General features: G+C 46.4%; 13 protein-coding genes. All 13 read right to left on the bottom strand.

What is annotated here, in order from left to right:
• Positions 1-92 precede the first annotated feature (92 nt).
• Positions 93-422 carry a cytochrome o ubiquinol oxidase subunit IV gene (cyoD, locus tag AC3WQ3_RS16580; RefSeq protein ID WP_095292387.1) on the bottom strand — a complete coding sequence of 110 codons (330 nt, stop codon included), beginning with the start codon at positions 420-422 and terminating at the stop codon, positions 93-95.
• On the bottom strand, positions 423-1,037 hold the full coding sequence (cyoC, locus tag AC3WQ3_RS16585; protein WP_095292385.1) for a cytochrome o ubiquinol oxidase subunit III: 615 nt from the start codon (positions 1,035-1,037) through the stop codon (positions 423-425).
• Positions 1,037-3,007 carry a cbb3-type cytochrome c oxidase subunit I gene (locus tag AC3WQ3_RS16590; RefSeq protein WP_095292384.1) on the bottom strand — a complete coding sequence of 657 codons (1,971 nt, stop codon included), beginning with the start codon at positions 3,005-3,007 and terminating at the stop codon, positions 1,037-1,039. The genes cyoC and AC3WQ3_RS16590 overlap by 1 nt, the downstream gene beginning before the upstream one ends.
• A 21-nt stretch (positions 3,008-3,028) precedes the next feature.
• Positions 3,029-3,988 (bottom strand): ubiquinol oxidase subunit II, encoded by a 960-nt coding sequence (gene cyoA, locus AC3WQ3_RS16595; RefSeq protein WP_336783946.1) that lies wholly within the window; start codon positions 3,986-3,988, stop codon positions 3,029-3,031.
• 318 nt (positions 3,989-4,306) lie between these two features.
• On the bottom strand, positions 4,307-4,570 hold the full coding sequence (locus AC3WQ3_RS16600; RefSeq protein WP_095292381.1) for a hypothetical protein: 264 nt from the start codon (positions 4,568-4,570) through the stop codon (positions 4,307-4,309).
• Positions 4,571-4,893: 323 nt separating this feature from the next.
• Positions 4,894-6,240, bottom strand: coding sequence for a GH1 family beta-glucosidase (locus AC3WQ3_RS16605; protein ID WP_127539814.1), 1,347 nt, complete (start codon positions 6,238-6,240; stop codon positions 4,894-4,896).
• Positions 6,241-6,259: 19 nt separating this feature from the next.
• Complete coding sequence (locus tag AC3WQ3_RS16610) at positions 6,260-8,638, bottom strand: glycoside hydrolase family 95 protein (RefSeq protein ID WP_492472828.1); 2,379 nt, start codon at positions 8,636-8,638, stop codon at positions 6,260-6,262.
• Between the two features lie 272 nt (positions 8,639-8,910).
• Positions 8,911-10,599 (bottom strand): ABC transporter substrate-binding protein, encoded by a 1,689-nt coding sequence (locus tag AC3WQ3_RS16615; RefSeq protein ID WP_336783995.1) that lies wholly within the window; start codon positions 10,597-10,599, stop codon positions 8,911-8,913.
• A gap of 348 nt (positions 10,600-10,947) precedes the next feature.
• Complete coding sequence (locus AC3WQ3_RS16620) at positions 10,948-12,642, bottom strand: ABC transporter substrate-binding protein (protein WP_110821703.1); 1,695 nt, start codon at positions 12,640-12,642, stop codon at positions 10,948-10,950.
• Positions 12,643-13,023: 381 nt separating this feature from the next.
• Positions 13,024-14,712: an ABC transporter substrate-binding protein gene (locus AC3WQ3_RS16625; RefSeq protein ID WP_492472829.1), complete on the bottom strand. Its 1,689-nt coding sequence runs from the start codon at positions 14,710-14,712 to the stop codon at positions 13,024-13,026.
• Between the two features lie 186 nt (positions 14,713-14,898).
• Entirely contained in the window at positions 14,899-15,801 is a 903-nt protein-coding gene (locus AC3WQ3_RS16630; RefSeq protein WP_336783943.1) for a carbohydrate ABC transporter permease, read from the bottom strand.
• Between the two features lie 15 nt (positions 15,802-15,816).
• A complete protein-coding gene (locus AC3WQ3_RS16635) occupies positions 15,817-16,800 on the bottom strand; it encodes an ABC transporter permease (RefSeq protein WP_336783942.1) in 984 nt (327 codons plus the stop codon).
• A 279-nt stretch (positions 16,801-17,079) separates the two neighbouring features.
• On the bottom strand, positions 17,080-19,962 hold the full coding sequence (locus AC3WQ3_RS16640) for a glycoside hydrolase family 2 protein (protein WP_492472830.1): 2,883 nt from the start codon (positions 19,960-19,962) through the stop codon (positions 17,080-17,082).
• Positions 19,963-20,116: the final 154 nt, after the last annotated feature.

A 20,116-nucleotide genomic window follows, 5' to 3' on the forward strand; every position in this document is an offset into this window, starting at 1 on the left:
AGCTATATTATGACTTTCCACTTTTGTGAAAACAAAAAAAGAGGATCTCCACCGTCTGCAGTACAGACCGGGAGATCCTCTTTATTCAAATCTTAATGTGCAACGGCATTGTTCAGCATGATCCAGATTGAACCAAGAACGATGGTCAACATGATCAGCAGGCCGAAAATCAAAGCCATGACATTCCAGCGTGGTTTTCCTGTTTCACGAATATGCATGAAGAAGAAGAGTTGAACCACAAACTGAAGTGCGGCCGTTACGAGAATAACAACCATTGTTCCTGTTCTGCCCATCATATCGTTCAGTACAACCACCAATGGGATGATTGTGAGGACGATGGACAGAATGAAGCCGATGACATAGGACTTCATGGAGCCATGCTGCTCGTGAGCATGGGAATCATGTGAGTTATGCTCTGCCATCTACATCACCCCCATCAGATAAACGATCGACAGGAGGAAGATCCAGACGACGTCCAAGAAGTGCCAGTACAAGCTGATTACGTTGATTTTACCGCGAGTAACATCGGTAATACCACGTTTTTTCAATTGGAACATCAATCCGATCATCCAAATCAAACCTAACGATACGTGAAGTCCGTGAGTTCCCACGAGGGTGAAGAATGCGCCGGAAGCAGCACTCGTCGTGTAGCTGAATCCTTCGTGAATCATCTCAACAAACTCGGTTACTTCAAGTGCGATAAAGGCTGCACCGAGAACGGCTGTAACTGCCAGCCAGCTAATCAACTGCTTCACTTTACCTTGGTTCATCGCAAGAACGGCAAGTCCGCTCGTAAATGAACTTGTGAGCAAGATGAATGTCTCGGCGATAACGCCAGGCATTTTGATTAGCTCAGACAATATTGGTCCGCCCGCCGTATTGTCACGCAACACAATAAAGGTTGCGAACAATACGGAGAACAGGATAACGTCGGATATCAGGAAGAACCAGAAACCGAGCAATTTCAATTCTTGTGGATCATGGTGACCATGGTCGTGACCGTGATCGTGACCATGCTTAGCGGCTGCTTGAGCCATTATACCGACCCCCTTAACGACGCTTCGGTACGCTTAATTTCGTCGACCGGAATGTAATAATCCGTATCGTATGAGAATGAACGAGCGATCATGCAGATCCCTACGCCAGCGAGTCCGAGAATCGCCATCCACAGCCATCCGAATACAAAGCCGAAGCCGGCGATGAACCAGAAGACAGACATGATAAACGGAATTGCGGAGTTCTTAGGCATATGAATCGGTTCGAGCGGCTGCTCTGGTGGGTAGATGCCTTTGGCACGACGTTCTTTCTCTTCCCACCACTCATCAATATCATCACCGCGCGGTGTAATGGCAAAGTTGTACTCAGGAGCCGGTGAAGGAATCGACCACTCGAGTGTACGACCATCCCATGGATCGCCGGATGCTTTGAGTGTTTTGTATTTGCGAATACCGTCTGCGATTTGTGCAACCTGGAACAAGAAACCTACACCCATCAGGAATGCCCCGATTGTGGATACGAAGTTCAGTTCCCACCAGCCGGTATCCCAGCCGTAGGTGCTCAGACGACGTGTCATACCCATCAAACCTACAGCGTACTGCGGCATGAAGCAGACATAGAAACCAATATTCCAAGTCCAGAAAGCCCATTTGCCCAGTTTCTCTTCGAGTTGGAAACCGAACATTTTTGGCCACCAGTAGTACAGACCTGCGAAGTATCCGAATACTACACCACCGATCAATACTTGGTGGAAGTGGGCAATCAGGAAGTAACTGTTGTGGAACTGGAAGTCAGCTGGTGCTACGGAAAGCAGAACCCCCGTCATACCACCGACGATAAAGCATGGAATAAATGCGATTGTCCATAACATCGGGGTGGCCATGCGGATCCGTCCGCGATACATCGTGAACAGCCAGTTGAAGATTTTAACCCCTGTCGGAATGGCAATCAACATCGTTGTAACAGCGAAGAATGCATTAACGTCTGCTCCCGAACCCATCGTGAAGAAGTGATGCGCCCATGTGAAGAAGGACAGGAAGCTAATGATCAGCATCGCAAATACCATTGATTTGTAACCAAACAGTTTTTTCTTCGAGAACGTACTTACAATCTCGGAGAACACACCGAATGCCGGCAAGACGACAATGTATACCTCAGGGTGACCCCACATCCAGATCAAGTTGATATACATCATTGGGTTACCACCCAAATCAAGCGTGAAGAAATGCGCCCCGCCGAATCGGTCCAGGAAGAGCAATGCAAGTGTCACAGTCAGGATTGGGAATGCAAACAAGATGATGATACAAGTGGAGAATACCGACCATGTGAACATCGGCATTTTCATCCATTTCATGCCTGGCGCACGCATTTTAATGATGGTAACCAGGAAGTTGATACCGGTAGCCAGGGAACCGATACCCGAGATCTGTATACCCCATATATAGAAGTTCTGTCCTACCCCCGGACTGTGCGACAGCTCCGATAGAGGCGGATAACTCAGCCATCCTGCATCAGGTGATCCACCGATAACGAAGGATAGGTTGAACAGCATTGCTCCCAGGAAGAATAACCAGAAGCTTAAAGCATTCAGGAACGGAAATGCGACGTCCCTTGCCCCTATTTGTAGAGGCACAATTACGTTAAACAAACCGAACATAAATGGCATCGCCATGAACAAGATCATGATGGTACCATGAGTCGTAAAGACTTGGTTATAATGTTCTGGATGTAAGAAATCCATGTTAGGCATAGCTAGCTGAAGACGCATCATCAGCGCATCGACACCACCACGGAACAACATGATGATGGAAGCAATGATATACATAATACCGATCTTTTTATGATCGACGGTTGTTAACCAGTTACGCCAGAGCCAGCCCCATTTTTTGAAATAAGTCAGCACCGCTACGATGGTAATCATCGTAATACCGATGGCCACGTCCGCACCATAAATCAGCGGGTCACCGGTAACGAAAAACTCCGATGCAAACTCCTTAAGTCTCTCTAACATTGGGGGCCTCCTTTCGAATCTTTAGTTAGAACTCTTGTCCACTTTCGTGGACGTATTTTCTTGGGCGCCTGAAGCTTCTTCCGAAGTTCCATGGTTATGAGCGCCTGTACCTTCAATGACATACTTGGTCACGATGTCTTGGAACAATCCTTCAGGGAAGGAAGAATAATAAGCAACATTGCTAGTTCCCGGTTCCGCCAGTGTGTTATACGTCTCTTGCGTCAGCGGTTGGGATTGTTGTTTTACTTCAGCCACCCATTGATCGAATTCTTCATCCGATGTTGCGTTGACATCGAAACGCATTTGGGCGAAATGTTCGCCAGTAAAGTTGGCGCCAGAACCGAAGTAGGTTCCTTCGTGATCTGCTTGCAAATACAAGGTCATCGCCATACCCGACATCGTATAAATTTGTCCACCAAGCTGCGGAATCCAGAACGAGTTCATCGGTGAATCCGCGGTAAGCTCAAATTTCACGGGCCGGTCTGCCGGAATATTCAACGTATTGACCGTTGCAATGCCTTGCTCAGGATACATAAACAACCATTTCCAGTCCAGTGAAGATACTTGAATGGTAATGGGTTCTTTCTCGGAAGCCAGTGGCTTCGAAGGCTCCAAATCATAGGTGTAGCGAACAGTTACGATCGCAAGCAATCCAATGATAACAATTGGAACCGTCCACCAGATAGCCTCAGCTTTGGTACTATGAGCCCAGTTCGGCTCATAAGCAGCTTTATTGTCCGGCTTGTCGCGGTAACGCCAAACGATTACAGCAGACAAAATCAACACAGGCACGATAACGATCGCACAAAGAATTGTCGAAATGACAATCAAATCTCTCTGCGAAGCGCCTATAGGTCCCTTCGGATCCAGAACAACGTACTGCCCGCCTGCCAGCATTGGCCAGACAATCAATGCAATTGTAACCAACGTCAGGACAACCGGAATGATAATCCGGGTAAGCGACCTAGGTTTCTTGTTCATCTTGATCCCCTCTCCTTAAATTCGCTCATACTGAAAAATCAGTATACTACTCTCTTCCTTCTAAAGATATCAGAAATGAGCAACTTTTTTGGTCTTGTTAACAAATTTGTCGATTTTACACCTTAAATGTGTGAATTTTTTCTCACAAATCACTTGCACACTTGATATTTTTCCATTGTAATCATTACACTTCGAGTCACAAAATAAAACCCTTTGCAGTCCCGTTGAACAGTCTCAACGAATCCGCAAAGGGCTTTATTGACTGGATTCCGGGTACTTATCCAGTCTTATTATGAACGAAGGATCGCCAGATTATAATTAATCCGCTCCTTCATCTTCCCGGCGTGTATGAACAAGACCAATTGATTTGGCGATTACATAAATAAACACACTACCTACCAGAAAACCGATGCCGACCATCAAGCCAAGATTACGGTCATTAAATTCATTCAGGTTAATCAAACACATGACCACTCCAGTAATGAGGGCGATCCAGGCCAAAACTGTCATCGTCAACACTGCGCGCCGCATATTCTTATCTTTACGCTCCAATTGGCTTACCATTGCTGTCTTCGATGCCATAGTAAACACTTCCTTTTCCCTTTTTGTAAGTGCTTTCCTTTTACCAATATACCACATCAGTATGATTTTTAGTCAACAAATGTTCAAATTTATTTCGAAATTTGGACACTTTATTTTGTTTTAGGCTGTTGACAAACACTTATTTTATCCTCTTGTTATGTATAACCCAAAAACGGGCTCTTCATAACAGCAATAGGATTTAACCTTTTGAACGCTTTATGAACATGTCTCCTTTCGCTGAAAATCCTCACAAAAAAACGGCGGTTCGGATAAACCGAACCCACCGTCTTGTTTCGAAAGAATATTGTGCAGGATATCTCCCACTAATTACGTGTCTCCAGCCAGTTGTTTTTAATGACATTCTGGTACCAGTAAAAGCTTTCCTTCGGCGTTCTTACCAGTGAACGATAGTCCACATGAACAAGACCGAAACGCATCCGGTACCCTTCTGCCCATTCAAAGTTGTCCATCAGTGACCATGCCATGTATCCCTTCAGGTTAATGCCATCGTTAATGATCCGGTGAATTTGGGCTAAATGCTGTTCGTAATAGGAAATTCGGCGATCATCATTAATTTTCCCATTCTCCAGATCATCATTGATACAAGCACCATTCTCGGTGATATAGACATCAACGTTGCCATACTTTTGCAAATAATGCATGAACTCATACAGCCCACGGGATTCAATCGGCCAGCCAATGTCCGTCTTTGTCAAGCCCATATCTACTTCTTCAGACTGCAGTACCCCTGCCTCCGGATTGAAGCGATTAATGCCCATCGTGTAATAGTTGATCCCCAGCAGGTCAATCGGTTGCGAGATGATCTCCATATCACCTTCCTGGATTGGCACTGTGGCACCCGCTTGGGCAAACCAATCCACCATGAATTGCGGATAGGAACCTTTGTAGATCGGGTCCAGGAACCAGTCTGTGTTGAGTGCAATAGAGCGGTCGCATGCCGCCTGATCTTCCGGTGACTTGCTGTATGGCTCAGCCCAGCATACGTTAGGTGCAATACCGATCTGTCCCGTTGTGCCAAGGCGCCGGAAGGACTGTACCGCTTTACCATGAGCTACAAGCAGTCCATGAGCCACATTAAGGGAGGTCTGAAGGTCTTTGTTCCCCGGGGCATGGATTCCCAGCAGGTTGGACAGGAACGCAATACACCATGGTTCGTTAAACGTCAGCCAGAACTTGATTTTACCCGTGAATTCCTTGAAGATGACCTCTGCATATTTAACAAAGGCATCCACAGTTCTCCGGTTTCCCCAACCTCCGTCATCCTCCAACACTTGAGGCAGATCCCAGTGATAGAGCGTGCAAAAAGGTTCAATACCTGCCTCAAGCAGCTTGTCCACGAATCGGTGGTAAAAGTCCAGACCTTCACGATTGATCTCGCCATCCCCGTCCGGGATAATGCGTGGCCAGGCAATGGAGAATCGGTATGTGTTGATACCCAGCTTCTTCATCAGCTCAATATCTTCCTCATAACGGTGGTAGCTATCGCAAGCTACATCTCCATTATCCCCGTTAAAAACTTTGCCTGGTGTCCGGGCAAATGTATCCCAAATGGATACACCGCGTCCACCTTCCTGTGCTGCTCCTTCTATTTGATAGGAAGCTGTTGCTGTACCCCAGCGAAAATCCTGCGGAAATTGAAAAATGGTCATTGGTTTCTCCCCCGTCTCCTCATGATACGCGGACAGTCTGTCCTGCGGTCATGGATAAAGTAATTACATAATCCCCTTGTGGTGTCAGCTCAGCCTGATGCCGCTCCCCATTTTCACCCTGCAGCGCGTGTGCACTTCGAATGGTTACCGGACCATCCCGCTCAGCCTTGATTGCTGCAGATACCAATTGTCTATCCTTCCACTCCATGGATAGGGTGTAGCCTCCCCGTGCACGCAAACCAGTTACGCTTCCATGTGTCCATTCATCTGGCAGAGCCGGAAGCAAATGTAGTTCATTCAGATGGCTCTGCAGCAGCATCTCTGCAATGCCGGCCGTGCCACCGAAGTTGCCATCAATCTGGAATGGAGGATGATCATCGAATAGATTAGGGTGAGTGGACCGGGCAAGCAGTGTACGTACAAACTGATGCGCCTGGCTACCGTCAAGCAGACGCGCATACAGATTGATTAACCATGCACAGCTCCAACCGGTATGCCCGCCCCCTTGCGATATGCGCCGTTCAAGCGTTACACGTGAAGCTTCCACCAGCTCCGGTGTATCCATCCGATTGATCTGTTCCCCCGGATACAGGCCATACAGATGGGAAACATGACGATGTCCTGGCTCCGATTCAGCGAAATCCTTGAACCATTCCTGCAATTGACCTTCACTGCCAATCTGGAACGGATATAATCTGCTCAGGCTGTCTTCCCATTCCGCAACCAGTGCCTGATCGACCTCAAGAGTCCCCGCTGCCTCAATACATCTGGTAAACAATTCACGAATCAGCGTCATATCCATCGTGGACGCCATCGAAATGCTCCGGGCTTCTCCTTCACCCGTCAGGAACTTGTTCTCCGGTGAGGTTGATGGAGCAGTAACCAGATAGCCATCCGGTCCTTCAATCAGCCAATCCAGACAGAAAAGTGCTGCCTCCTTCATGACCGGATATGCACGCTCTTGGAGGAAACGCTGGTCTCCGGTAAAGAGGTAATGTTCCCACAGATGCGAAGTCAGCCAGACACCACCCATCGGCCAAAATGCCCAACTGGCATCACCGCCTGTAGGTGTTGTCGTTCTCCAAATATCCACATTGTGATGGGCTGTCCACCCGCGAGCACCGTACAATATGCGTGCTGTTCTGCGCCCAGTGTGACTGATGTCCTCCAATAAATCGAATAGTGGCTCATGGCATTCGCTCAGATTACACACCTCAGCTGGCCAATAATTCATTTCCGTATTGATATTGATCGTATAATCACTGTGCCATGGCGGCTCAACCTGATGATTCCATATACCCTGCAGATTGGCGGGCTGTGTGCCTGGACGCGAGCTGGCCATTAATAGATATCTGCCATATTGAAAATAAAGAGCTTCGAGCCCGGGATCTTGTGCTCCACCCTGGTAGGATTGAAGCCGCTCATCGGTAGGCAGCTCTGCGTTAGAAGTAGATCCGAGATCAAGACGGACCCGAGAAAATAAAGAAACGTGATCAGCCTCATGTCGGATACGCAGGCTTTCATGCCCTAATGTCATGGCTTTGGCGATGACATCTCTGCACTCTTGCTCAAGCAATGGTCCATCCTTTACGGGAACAATCTCATAGCTCTCAAAAGCAGTAGCTGCAGCCAGGTAAAATACAACCTGCTTGGCTCCCTGAACATGAAGCTTGCCATCCACCGTCGATATCTTCGCCTCATTTCCGGTCACCGTCACCGCTAAACGAACTGCATACGAGGTCCCCCGGTCTTCTTCATAGATGACCGATTCGGGATGGTCCCGGAAGTAGTTCGACTCCACATGACTCGGACAACGGCTGAACATGGTCACGCCATCTTCGGAAAGCTGAGTTGTATACGGATGCGGGCTATCCAATTGAGCAGTGATGTTAACTGCCCCGTCCCTGTCAGCTGTGAGCGTACATATCATCAGATCATCCGGTGTACTGGTGTACACTTCACGAACATAACGAACGCCTTCGTAGACATAGCTTGTTTTCGCTATACCGGATTCCAGATCAAGTTCACGCTCAAACTCTTCATAATTCAGCGCAAGGAGTCCTTCCTGCCGCAGGATGAAGTGCCCCATCGGCTGGTAAGCTTCCACATCACGGCCCAACATTTCACAGTTAAGCAGTTCTTCAGCTTCACTATATTGTCCAGCCATGATTAGTTCACGGGTGCGCTTCAAGTACCTCTGGCTGCTGTACTGAATGGTGTCGCGTGGATAACCTGACCAGAGGGTGTCTTCGTTTAACTGAATATGCTCTTCCGCTGCACCACCATACACCATACCGCCGAGACGACCGTTCCCAATAGGCAGTGCCTCTTCCCATCGAGTAGCGGGCTGGCGGTACCATAGACGATTGATCTTTGCTTCCTCATTAAATGGGGACATGTAATAACTCCTCTTCATTGGTCATCTATTATTTTAAGGAATAACTAAAACGTTTTCGAATACATCAAAACATATACAATAGGTATGTATTCACTGGATCTCCGTACACCTCAATTTTGTGCTTTAGCAACATTAAGGTGAAAGTGCTTTCAGTAAGAAAAGTATATTGGATTTAGAATTCTTCGTCAACGAAAAACATCACAAGACAAACAAGAAGAGGCCCTTGTTCAGGGCCTCTTCTATACTATGGATGAACCTCCATCCATGCTTGATTATTTTACATCTTTGCCAGTCCAGAGGGATACACGGTCTTTAACCCAAACCGTATATTGTTTCTCCATTTCCACTGCACCTGCTTTATCCAGCTCAGCAAGCATGTCATCATACACTTTATCGAAATTCGCAGGCGTCGTCAGAACTGCTTCTGGAATCCGTTTACGTACGATATCCTGAGTTTTTCTGAACGTTACGTCATAGTCTGTACCTGAAGGCACAGGCATGTTGTATGCCGCTCCCCATTCTTTGAGAGGAAGCTCCTCTTCAGACGGGTAGAACTCTTTCCAGGTTGTAATGCCATAGGCTTTGAGCGTTTCTTTCTCAGCAGGAGTATAACCAGCCACAATCTGCTCAGGGAAGTTGGTTGTGTAATAGTTATCTGTAGAATCCTTCACACCATCACCATATCTTGCACTGAAGATATTGTAGAGACCAATACCGGTTTCTTTACTGAATGCAGAGTTATCGTTGGTTTTACGATCCTGAACTTCGTCAGGGATAACACGTTTACCATTCTCTACATTATAGTGTTGACCTTCAATTCCCCAGTTTCTCAGCACTTGACCTTCGTCCGAAGCGAGCCAGTCCATGAATTTAATGATACGCACTGGGTCTTCCGCTGCAGTTGTGATCCCAATTCCGTAGCCGTCGAATCCCGTTGGCTGGAATGTGTGATCCACAATATCCTCGTTCAGGGATACAGAGAAGTGAGCGTATGTGCTATCATCCTTGCCTGCACCTTTCAGTGCATTTTCAGCTTCTTGATAGTTCCATTCCTGGTCAATCAGACCGAGTACACGGCCGCTGGCAATTTTGGATTTGTATTGGTCGTCTTTTTGAACAAATGTATCTTTGTCGAGCAGTCCTTCATTATACATTTTGTTCAACCAACGGAAATATTCTTTTTCTTCCGGACGTTTGTAGTGCAGCATCGCTTCATACGTCTCCGGGTTGATGTAATATTCACCGTCATCCGGAGCACCTGTTGCTTGGAATGCCGGGTTGGTTACCGTAATCATGATCTTCCAGTCATCCGCATTCAAAGTCAACGGAATCGTTGGTTGTCCATCAATGGTTGGATGTTTCTCATAGTAGGCTTTGAGCACATTCTCGTAATCCTCAAGTGTTTTCACTTCAGGGTAGCCGAGCTCCTTCAACACCTTTTGTTGAATTTCAAAACCGCCTGTTGCGTCAAACGTCATATTATCTACACCCATATTGGTTGGGATCGTGTAGATGGATGGATCTTCCGTGCTGTATTTCAAACGATTCATCTGATCGCCATAGATTTTCTTCAGGTTCGGTGCATGCTCTTCAATCAAATCCGTCAGGTCAATCATCGCACCAGCATCTACAAGCTTAGACAAATTACCTTTTGGGAAAATGATATCAGGATAATCACCGCTGGCAGCCATGAGACCAATCTTTTGATCGCCACCATTGTTTACATCGTATTCTGCTTCAATTGTAACGCCAGTTTGCTTGGTAATTTCCTTACCAACTGCATCTTGCATCTTGTTCCAAGTTGGACTTGCATCAGCACCAAAAAACGTAAATGTAACCGGATCGGTACCGTTTGAATCTTCAGAAGCGCTTTTGCTTCCCGAATTTCCGCAACCAGCAGTAACCAACAGCGCACTTGCGAGCATCAACATTGCAAAAGTCTTAGGTGTATTGCCTTTCATTTTGCCTCTCATTGTCTAGTTCCCCCTATTATTATGAAGGTTTTATCTGTATAACAGGCTAAGCCTGCGAATACCACTTTTGGAGCGCATTTCTGTATGCGCTTCCCATAAGACCAATCCATACTTTTTGTAAGCCTAAAATATATTGTATGGACAAATCACTTTAATGCTTCTAACACTGGTAAAACGTTTTCGAAACCTTCTTTAAAACGCTTACTGAAAGTGCTTACATCAATGATTATATGCTATCCTACCCGTCCCGTCAACAACAAAAAAAGGCCTTTTTACAAGGCCTCTTTCTGCAGAACAAAAGCTTTAAATTATAGGTTGTTTTCTGAAATTTTTCAGTTATTTCACATCTTTACCCGTCCACAGGGCGACACGTTCCTTCACCCATACGGTGTACTGTTTCTCCATCTCTACTGCCCCTGCTTTGTCGAGTTCAGCCAGGAGGCCGTCGTAAACTTGATCGAAGTTTTCAGGCTTCGCCAGAATAGCTTCAGGAATCCGTTTGCGGATGATATCCTGTGTTTTCTGGAATGTTACGTTGTAGTCTGTATCCGATGGAACCGGCATATTGTATGCAGCGCCCCAGTCTTTCAACTTCAGTTCATCTTCAGAAGGGAAGAAATCCTTCCATGTTGTAATACCATATGCTTTCAGCGTTTCCTTCTCAGCTGGAGTGTAACCCGCTTGAATCTGTTCAGGGAAATTGGTTGTGTAGTAATTGTCCGTAGAATCTTTTACCCCGTCGCCATATCTTGCGCTGAAGATGTTGTACAGACCAATACCTGTTTCTTTGGTAAATGCCGAGTTATCGTTGACTTTACGATCCTGAACTTCGTCAGGAATGACACGTTTTCCGTTTTCAACATTATAGTGTTGACCTTCAATTCCCCAGTTTCTCAGCACTTGACCTTCATCTGAAGCAAGCCAATCCATGAATTTGATGATTCGTACCGGATCTTTGGCCGTTGTTGAAATCCCGATTCCGTACCCGTCGAATCCAGTTGGCTGGAATGTGTGATCCACGATATCCTCGTTCAGGGATACAGAGAAGTGAGCATACGTGCTGTCATCTTTGCCCGCTGCTTTGAGGGCATTTTCGGCTTCACCATAGTTCCAGTCCTGGTCAATCAGACCGAGTACGCGGCCGCTGGCAATTTTGGATTTGTATTGGTCGTCTTTTTGAACAAATGTATCTTTGTCGAGCAGTCCTTCATTATACATTTTGTTCAACCAACGGAAATATTCTTTTTCTTCCGGACGTTTGTAGTGCAGCATCGCTTCATACGTTTCCGGGTTGATATAATATTCGCCGTCATCCGGTGCACCTGTTGCCTGGAATGCCGGGTTGGTTACGGTAATCATGATCTTCCAGTCATCCGCGTTCAATGTGAGTGGAATGGTTGGTTGACCGTCAATCGTTGGATGTTTCTCATAGTAGGTTCTTAATACGTTTTCGTAATCCTCAAGCGTTTTTACTTCTGGATATCCAAGCTCTTTCAAAACCTTTTGTTGAATCTCAAATCCGCCGCCGGCATCAAATGAAACGTTATCTACGCCCATGTTCGTCGGAATCGCATAAATGGCCTGATCTTCGAGACTGTATTTCAAACGATTCATCTGATCGCCATAGATTTTTTTCAGGTTTGGTGCATGTTCCTCGATCAGATCGGTAAGGTCAAGCATAGCACCTGCGTCAACAAGCTTCGATAAGTTCCCTTTAGGAAAGATAATATCAGGGTAATCACCGCTGGCAGCCATCAAAGGTATTTTCTGATCCCCGCCATTATTCACATCGTACTCTGCCTCAATCGTAACACCTGTTCGTTTGGTAATCTCTTGGCCGACTGCATCCTTCATATTGTTCCAGTTTGGACTTGCATCTGCACCAAAGAATGTAAACGTGATTGGACTGGTTGTATCCCCTGTATCCTCTGGTGTTTCTGAAGCAGTAGTACCTCCTCCACAGCCTGCCGTAATGGCAAGAGCACTTGCGAGTAGGAGCATTGCGAATGTTTTTGGTGTTTTGCCCTTCATGTGTAATCCCCCTTATGGATAAAATGAAGCTATCTATTGTATAACAGGCTTGCCTGCACATACCGAAAAGTGAATGATCTTGATGTTAATCTTTAGTTTTTATTACTTTAAAAGCGCTTACTAATTGAGTTGATATTTACCTCTTTAAATTAATAAACCTGATATATTCCTTTATTTCAGACTTGAAGGGAAAGCCGTTAAGGTCTGTCATACCAGTGATGTAAGTGCTTTCATACTTGAATAATAATCGCTCCGAAAGTCCTTGTCAATAGTGAATTCGTAAATTTGAAAACGTTTTTTGGAAAACGTTTTAGTACAAAAAGAGGAGCCCAGGTTTCTGGGTTCCTCTCTTCAAAAAAATGAATGATAAACGATAAGCAATTATTGAGCTTCACCATTCCACAATTTAACGCGATTTTGGACAAGCTCAGTGTATTGTTGCTCCATTTTTTCTGCTCCGGCCTTGTTCACTTCTGCAATCATTCCATCGTAGATGCCGTCAAACTGATCCGGGGAACTGAGAATAGCCTCCGGAATTCGTTTACGGATAATATCCTGCGTTTTTTGGAAAATAACGTTGTAATCGGAGTCACCTGGCGTTGGCAAATTGTAAGCCGCTCCCCATGGCTTAACCGCGAACTCATCTTCACTTGGGTACAAGTCCTTCCAGGTTGTAACACCATATGCTTGCAGTGTTTCTTTCTCTGGTTCGGAATAAGCTGCTACGATCTGTTCAGGGAAATTCGTGGTGTAATAGTTATCCGTCGAATCTTTAACCCCGTCTCCGTAGTGACCGGACATATTCGTGTAGAGACCAATCCCCGTCTCTTTTTGGAATACGGCAGCATTGTTGGTCTTTTGGTCCAGAACATCGGCAGGAATGACACGCTTGCCATCCTTCACTTCGTAGTGCTGACCTTCAATTCCCCAGTTCATCAGCACTTGACCTTCTTCAGAAGCCAGGTAATCGAAGAATTTAATCGTACGAACCGGATCCGGATTCGTCGTTGTAATACCTACACCCCAGCCGGATACGAATCCCGTGTCCTGATAGGAATGATCCTTGATGTCCTCAGACAGGGTTACCGGGAAGTGTGAATATGTTGCTTCAGGTTTGCCTGCTGCTTTCAATGCGTTTTCAGCATCGGAGTAGCCCCAATCCTGGTCAATTACACCAAGCACACGTCCACTTGCGATTTTGGATTTATACTGATCCGTTTTTTGTACGAAGCTGTCCTGATCAAGCAATCCCTCGTTGTACATTTTGTTCAACCAACGGAAGTACTCTTTTTCTTCCGGACGCTTGTAGTGAAGCATTGCTTCATACGTTTCCGGATTGATGTAATATTCACCGTCATCCGGTGCACCTGTTGCTAGGAAAGCCGGATTCGTTACCGTGATCATGATTCTCCAGTCATCCGCGTCAAGTGTTAGAGGGATCGTTGGTTGTCCATCAATCGTCGGATGTTTCTCTTTATATGCCTTCAGCACATTTTCGAAATCCTCGAGTGTGCGCACCTCAGGATAGCCAAGCTCTTTCAATACACGGTGCTGAATACCGAACCCGCCACCTGCATCAAAGTACTTTTGGTCTACCGCGTAATACGTTGGCAGCACATAGATGGCCTGATCCTCATTACTGTATTTCAACCGGTCCATGTAATTACCATACAGCTTCTTCAGATTGGGAGCATACTGGTCAATCAGATCGGTCAGATCCAACATTGCTCCTGCATCCACCAGCTTGCTAAGCTCTCCTTTGGGTGACACGATATCGGGATAATCGCCGCTCGCTGCCATTAAGGATATTTTGTCCTGACCACCGCTGACGGCAAATTCACCGTTAAGTGTTACTCCTGTTTTCTCCGTGATAACCTGACCAACCTCATCCTTCATGCCATTCCAGTTTGGACTGGGATCGACGCTAAAAAAGCTGAATGTGAGCGGAGTCGTTTCACCACTTGTGTCTTTAAACGACGTATCGCCGCCAGTTCCTCCACCGCCACAACCTGCGAGCAAAGACATCGCAAGTACAGGAGCCAGTGCCCCTTTCATTTTAAAACTTGCCATAATGGTAATCCTCCCTGTTTCATATGTCTGTCTTATCCGGGACTTTTTTGTCCCTGTCTATAGCTTCATGAATGCCGCTCCGCAGCCCTATACGGTGAGGCGCAAACCAATTGGTTACGCCTCGGGCACCTGATGCTTTTTTTTAGTTTACGGCTGCTCTTTTTGGTAGCTCTATATTGTTGATTATTATGCTTTTACTGCGCCCAGTGTCATACCGCCTACAAAGTACTTTTGCAGGAATGGATATACAACCAGGATTGGAACGGTAACAACGATCGTAATGGCCATCTTGATGGACTCTGGTGAAATCTGCGTCATCTGCTGTGCCATGTCATTGGCATTCCGTCCAGCACCAGAACCTTGCTGTGTACTTTGCAGTACTTTCATCAACTCATACTGGAGTGTTGTGAGATGTGCCTTGGAACCGTTGTACAGATACGTATCAAACCATGCGTTCCATTGGCCTACGGCCAGGAACAATGCAATCGTTGCAAGAACCGGTTTACAGAGTGGAAGGATGATTTTGTAATAAATCTTAAAGTCATTTGCACCGTCCAGTTTCGCCGATTCTTGAAGCGCATACGGCAGTCCGTCAATAAAGGAACGAATAACGAATACGTTGAACGCACTGATCATGCCTGGCAATACATACACCCAGAACGTACCGATCAGGTTCAGGTCACGCATCAGGATGTAGACCGGAATCAGACCCCCGGAGAAATACATCGTAAGTGCAAGTGCAGTGGATACGAATTTTCTCAATTTGAAGTCCGGACGAGCCAGTGTAAAGGCAATCATCGAGGAACTGATCAGACCGAGCAGTGTACCTACAATCGTACGCAGAATGGAAACCTGTAGACCTTGCAGCAGCCCGTCATATTGGAAGATCGTTTTGTAGTTTTCCAGTGTAAATTCCCGCGGCCACAAGTAAATTCCGCCACGTACCGTATCTGTTGAGTTATTCAATGAGATCGCAAGCACGTTCAGGAATGGATACAGCGTCACGATCAGTACCAGCGCCATAGCAATGATATTGAATATATCGAACAGTTTATCGCCCCGTGTAGCATTGAATGATTTGTTCGCCATAGTGTTCCCCCCTCCCTACATGATGCTTTCTTTGGTGAATTTCTTAAACAACCCGTTCGCTGTAAACAGAAGGATGATACTGACAACGGAGTTGAATATACCTATCGCTGTACCGTATGAGAATCGTCCCATGTTCAAACCATAATTGAGCGCGTATAGATCAAGTACTTCTGAGTAGTCGGTCACCAAACTGTTTCCAAGCAAGAACTGCTTCTCAAAACCGATACTGATCAAGTGTCCGATGGACATGATGAATAGTACGGAGATTGTCGTCCGAATACCTGGCAGTGTGATGTGCCACATCTGTCTCCAGCGGTTCGCACCGTCCACTCGGGAAGCTTCGTAAAGTTCCTGATCAATACCAGTAATGGCCGCCAGATAGATGATGGCATTCCAGCCTGTTTCTTTCCACATATCTGAAGCGGTTACAATGTACCAGAACAGGTTCCCCTTCGCCATGAACTGGATTGGCTGATCGATAATATTAAGACCTACCAAAATGTCATTGATAATCCCGCCATCGGTGGAGAGCATCTTGGTAATAATCCCTGCAACCACGACCCAAGATACAAAGTGAGGCAGATATGATACCGTTTGCACCGCACGTTTAAAGAACATGCCTTTGAGCTCATTCAAGAGAATTGCAAAGAAAATCGGCACGACAAAACCGACAATCAGCCCCATCAAGCTCATTGCAAGCGTATTTCGAAGTACCAGATAGAACCGCTCATCGCTAAACAGCTCTACAAAGTGTTTAAAACCAACCCATTCTTGGTCGCTGAACGATCTGGCTGGTTTGAAATTTTGGAAAGCCATCGTCCATCCCCATAGCGGCAGATAGTTAAATACAAAAACCCAAACTACGAATGGCAGTGACATGAGATAGAGATACTTCTGCTGCTTGATGCTATCCCAAATTCCGTTCCGCCGTTTGTTCGTTGGCGGCTTGGGGTTACTGCTTTTTTTCGCGGAAGCGGATTTTTTTGTTAGCGTTTCCATCTCCGTTCCCCCTCCTCTGTTTTATAGATCCATCATAACTGATAGAGCGTTTTCAAAATACCATCTGGATTTTAGAGAAAATCATATAAAAATTAGATATCCCCCCACAGAATTCGACATTATCTGCTCAAAATCAGGTGTTTTAAAGGCTTTCATCTACAATTTACGCCATAAAAAGGTAGATATAATCTAAAATGCTAAATTACGAAAACGTTTTATAGAAATCGTTTACCTTCATTTTTAGAGAATAGAAAAAGGACCTGAATCAGGTCCTCGCAATCATAATGTGAATTGAATGGTCTGCAGCTTGACGATGCCCAGCAACTCGGCCACCGATATCGTGGCTACAGGATCGAATTGATCTCCCAACAAGTACGCGACCATCTCCTGAAACAGGAAGGCAGCTTCAGGACGTTTCATCATGGAAACATTGGTAAAAGGCAAAGACGATACTAGCAGTTTCCCCCGCCCCACTCTGGCCTCAAAAGCATATGCCAATCGTTTCGCTCTGTGAAAATGATCAATGACTTCAAGAGATGGACGTACTCCATGTAACGAATCAAGGCATATCGCAGGAGTACCATTTACCAGGTGGTACCAATGCCAATCCGAAGCCTGATCATGCGGGAAACGGCCCAGCAGAGGTATCTTTTCCTGCAAATTCATTCCCATCGTTGCTCCAGATTGTGTTGCAAACATGAGATAATTCCAGAATACAGGCAGATACTTGGTGTCTACAGCATCATATAGTTCATTCGGTTTAACCTGAAGCCAGACACTGCCACCATTCATAAGATAATCAAGTACATTAGGCGTAAGTGAAGAGATGATCACCAGGTCCATTTGACCTTGGCTAATCAAGTCTTTCCCGTCCAGAGGGTCCACCTGGCGATGATAGGAATCCGGTAAAAATGGTTGCAGCTCATCCACGCAATTCCAGATCCGATGAGATCGGTTGTGAGGATGATAGTGAGGAAACGACCAACCGTACCAGACATTGGCCGCAACAATTTCCGAATGGCCTGATCTGATCTCAGCTTCAATGACAAAGGCAGCAGCCCCATGCTTAGGTGCCTGTATGGCTAGACGCCCAAGCGAAACAACAGAGCCGCAGCTAATATCTCCATGTGCCCACTCACCCTCATCCTCAATGATATGATTACGGATTAGCTTCCAATGGATGGAGGCACCTACAATCGGCTTCTCTCCATAATGAGATATGCTGGCTTCAATATGGACAGGTTCCCCAGCATAGTAAGTCCGCTGTCTACTACCCAGCAAGAGCACAATGCTTTCGTTAAACTGCTTGAATACTGCTGGTTCCACTATCCCCTTGCTCTCCCAGAACACGTCCAGAACTCCCGTGGTCGCATGTCCCTGTCCAGGAAAGTCACGGATATCAAGCAGTTGTATGCCCGCTGCATCTGGTGTGCGGCGAACTCGCTCCATTGCTTCCTTTAACGACCGCAGCAGATGTATGCCACTTGCTTGCTGAAAATCTTCCACATCATCCGCCAGGCCTCTGCGTGCAATGGACTCTTCAATGGACTCCAACCAGCTTGGGCGCAGGACGCCTGTGTACTTTTCTCGCTCCTGAGGGCGTACATACATGGTGAACTGTGCATGTTCATGCCCAACGACCGGATTATTCGTAAGCCGGGTGACATCATGGTAATCCAGCGTTGTATCCGGTACGGCAGACAGCTCGGATTCCAGTGGAGGGTGCCAGTTCAATGACTGAATATAAAAGTCTGCATTTCGGCCTTGAGCCGGCAGCTGCCCAAAGCCTGTATTATCCGTATATAACCGTGTGGGGTCAAGCGAACGAGCGAGTTCTACCAAATCATTCAATTCAGGATGTCCGTTAGGACCAATCAGTTCATTACCCAACGAAAACATGACAAAGGAAGGATGTGTGTGCAAGGAATGTAATAATCCTTTTAATTCCCGGGTTAAAAATAGCATGATCTCTGCCGGTGCCTTCACGTCACGATTCTCAAACCACCGTGACCAATGCGGAAGTTCAGCCTGGACAAGCATGCCTTCTTCATCTGCAGCCTCCCAGAACGGCCGGGGTGCACTCCAGCCATGCAGACGTACATGATTGAATCCGTGAGACTTTGCCGTACGGAACTGCTGTACATAATGCTGCTTGTCCCAGACCGGATAACCCGTTAACGGAAAAATGCAACAATCCACGTATCCGCGCAAAAATACAGGCACACTGTTTAACTCAAGCTTCTTTCTATTCGTTCTGAAGGAACGCATGCCGAATGTCCGTTCCACCCGATCCAGCTCTCCTCCCTCATCCTGCAAGGAGACAACGACCTGATATAACCTCGGAGATCTATCCGACCACAGAGCAATGTCCTTCTCCTGGCCCAGGTCCAGATCCCACTGCTCCGTGCCATAACTTTCTTCGAATTGTTGGTCCTCATTCGGAAGAGACATCGAAGCGATGGTGCGGCTCTGCCTCGAAAGCCAGCTTCCATCAGGGTGCCTAATATCCACATGAATTTGACATGTGCTGGATTTGGTTGACTCGCTAGCGCTTACATCATACCGGATCGTTACGATCCCGTTCTCGGCGTCAGGCTCGATATACAATTGCTTGATCCGGGAAGACGGTAGCCGATCCAGATAGGCTCCACCTGTAATTCCACCCCAAGCTGTAGCTGTGTGGATGGAATGAATATGACTTCCGGCCAAAGGCAGCTTCATCGTATTATCCACGCGCAATTCCAGCTGGTTTTGCCCTCCCGAATCGAGTAGGGATGTAATGTCCCATTCCTGCGCCACAAGCAGACTGTCACGCTGCCCGGCATGATGTCCATTTACCCAGAGATCTGTTGTCCATCTGACTCCCTCAAGTCTCAATACATATTCGCAGTCTGGCTCTGACACTGGAAGATCGACTATCGTCGAGTACCAGGCAGCACCCTCGTATTCACGTATTTTGGTCCATGTATCCATCCTGAGATAATCCGGCTCATTTCCATACCCCTGCTCTTCCCAGGAACCTGGAACCTGAATCGTTCCCCATATGGATTCATCAGAAAGTGGCGGTCTCCCGCCATTGGCAGGGTCTGTTTCGAGACAGAACTTCCAGGTCCCCTTCAGGTCAAACGTATGGCGAACAGCTTGTATATCCGATGGTTTCATCTGATGGTCTCCTTGTCCGGAATTAGATACTTCCAGTTTAAGACGTACATATGGAAGACACCATTGCTTATATAAGGAAGACGATGGACTATGTCATGATGCAAATGAAGACATGAAGCATTTTCGAAAACGTTTTATATCTTAAGAAAAGAAA

It is taken from the genome of Paenibacillus sp. FW104-T2 (assembly GCF_058789975.1).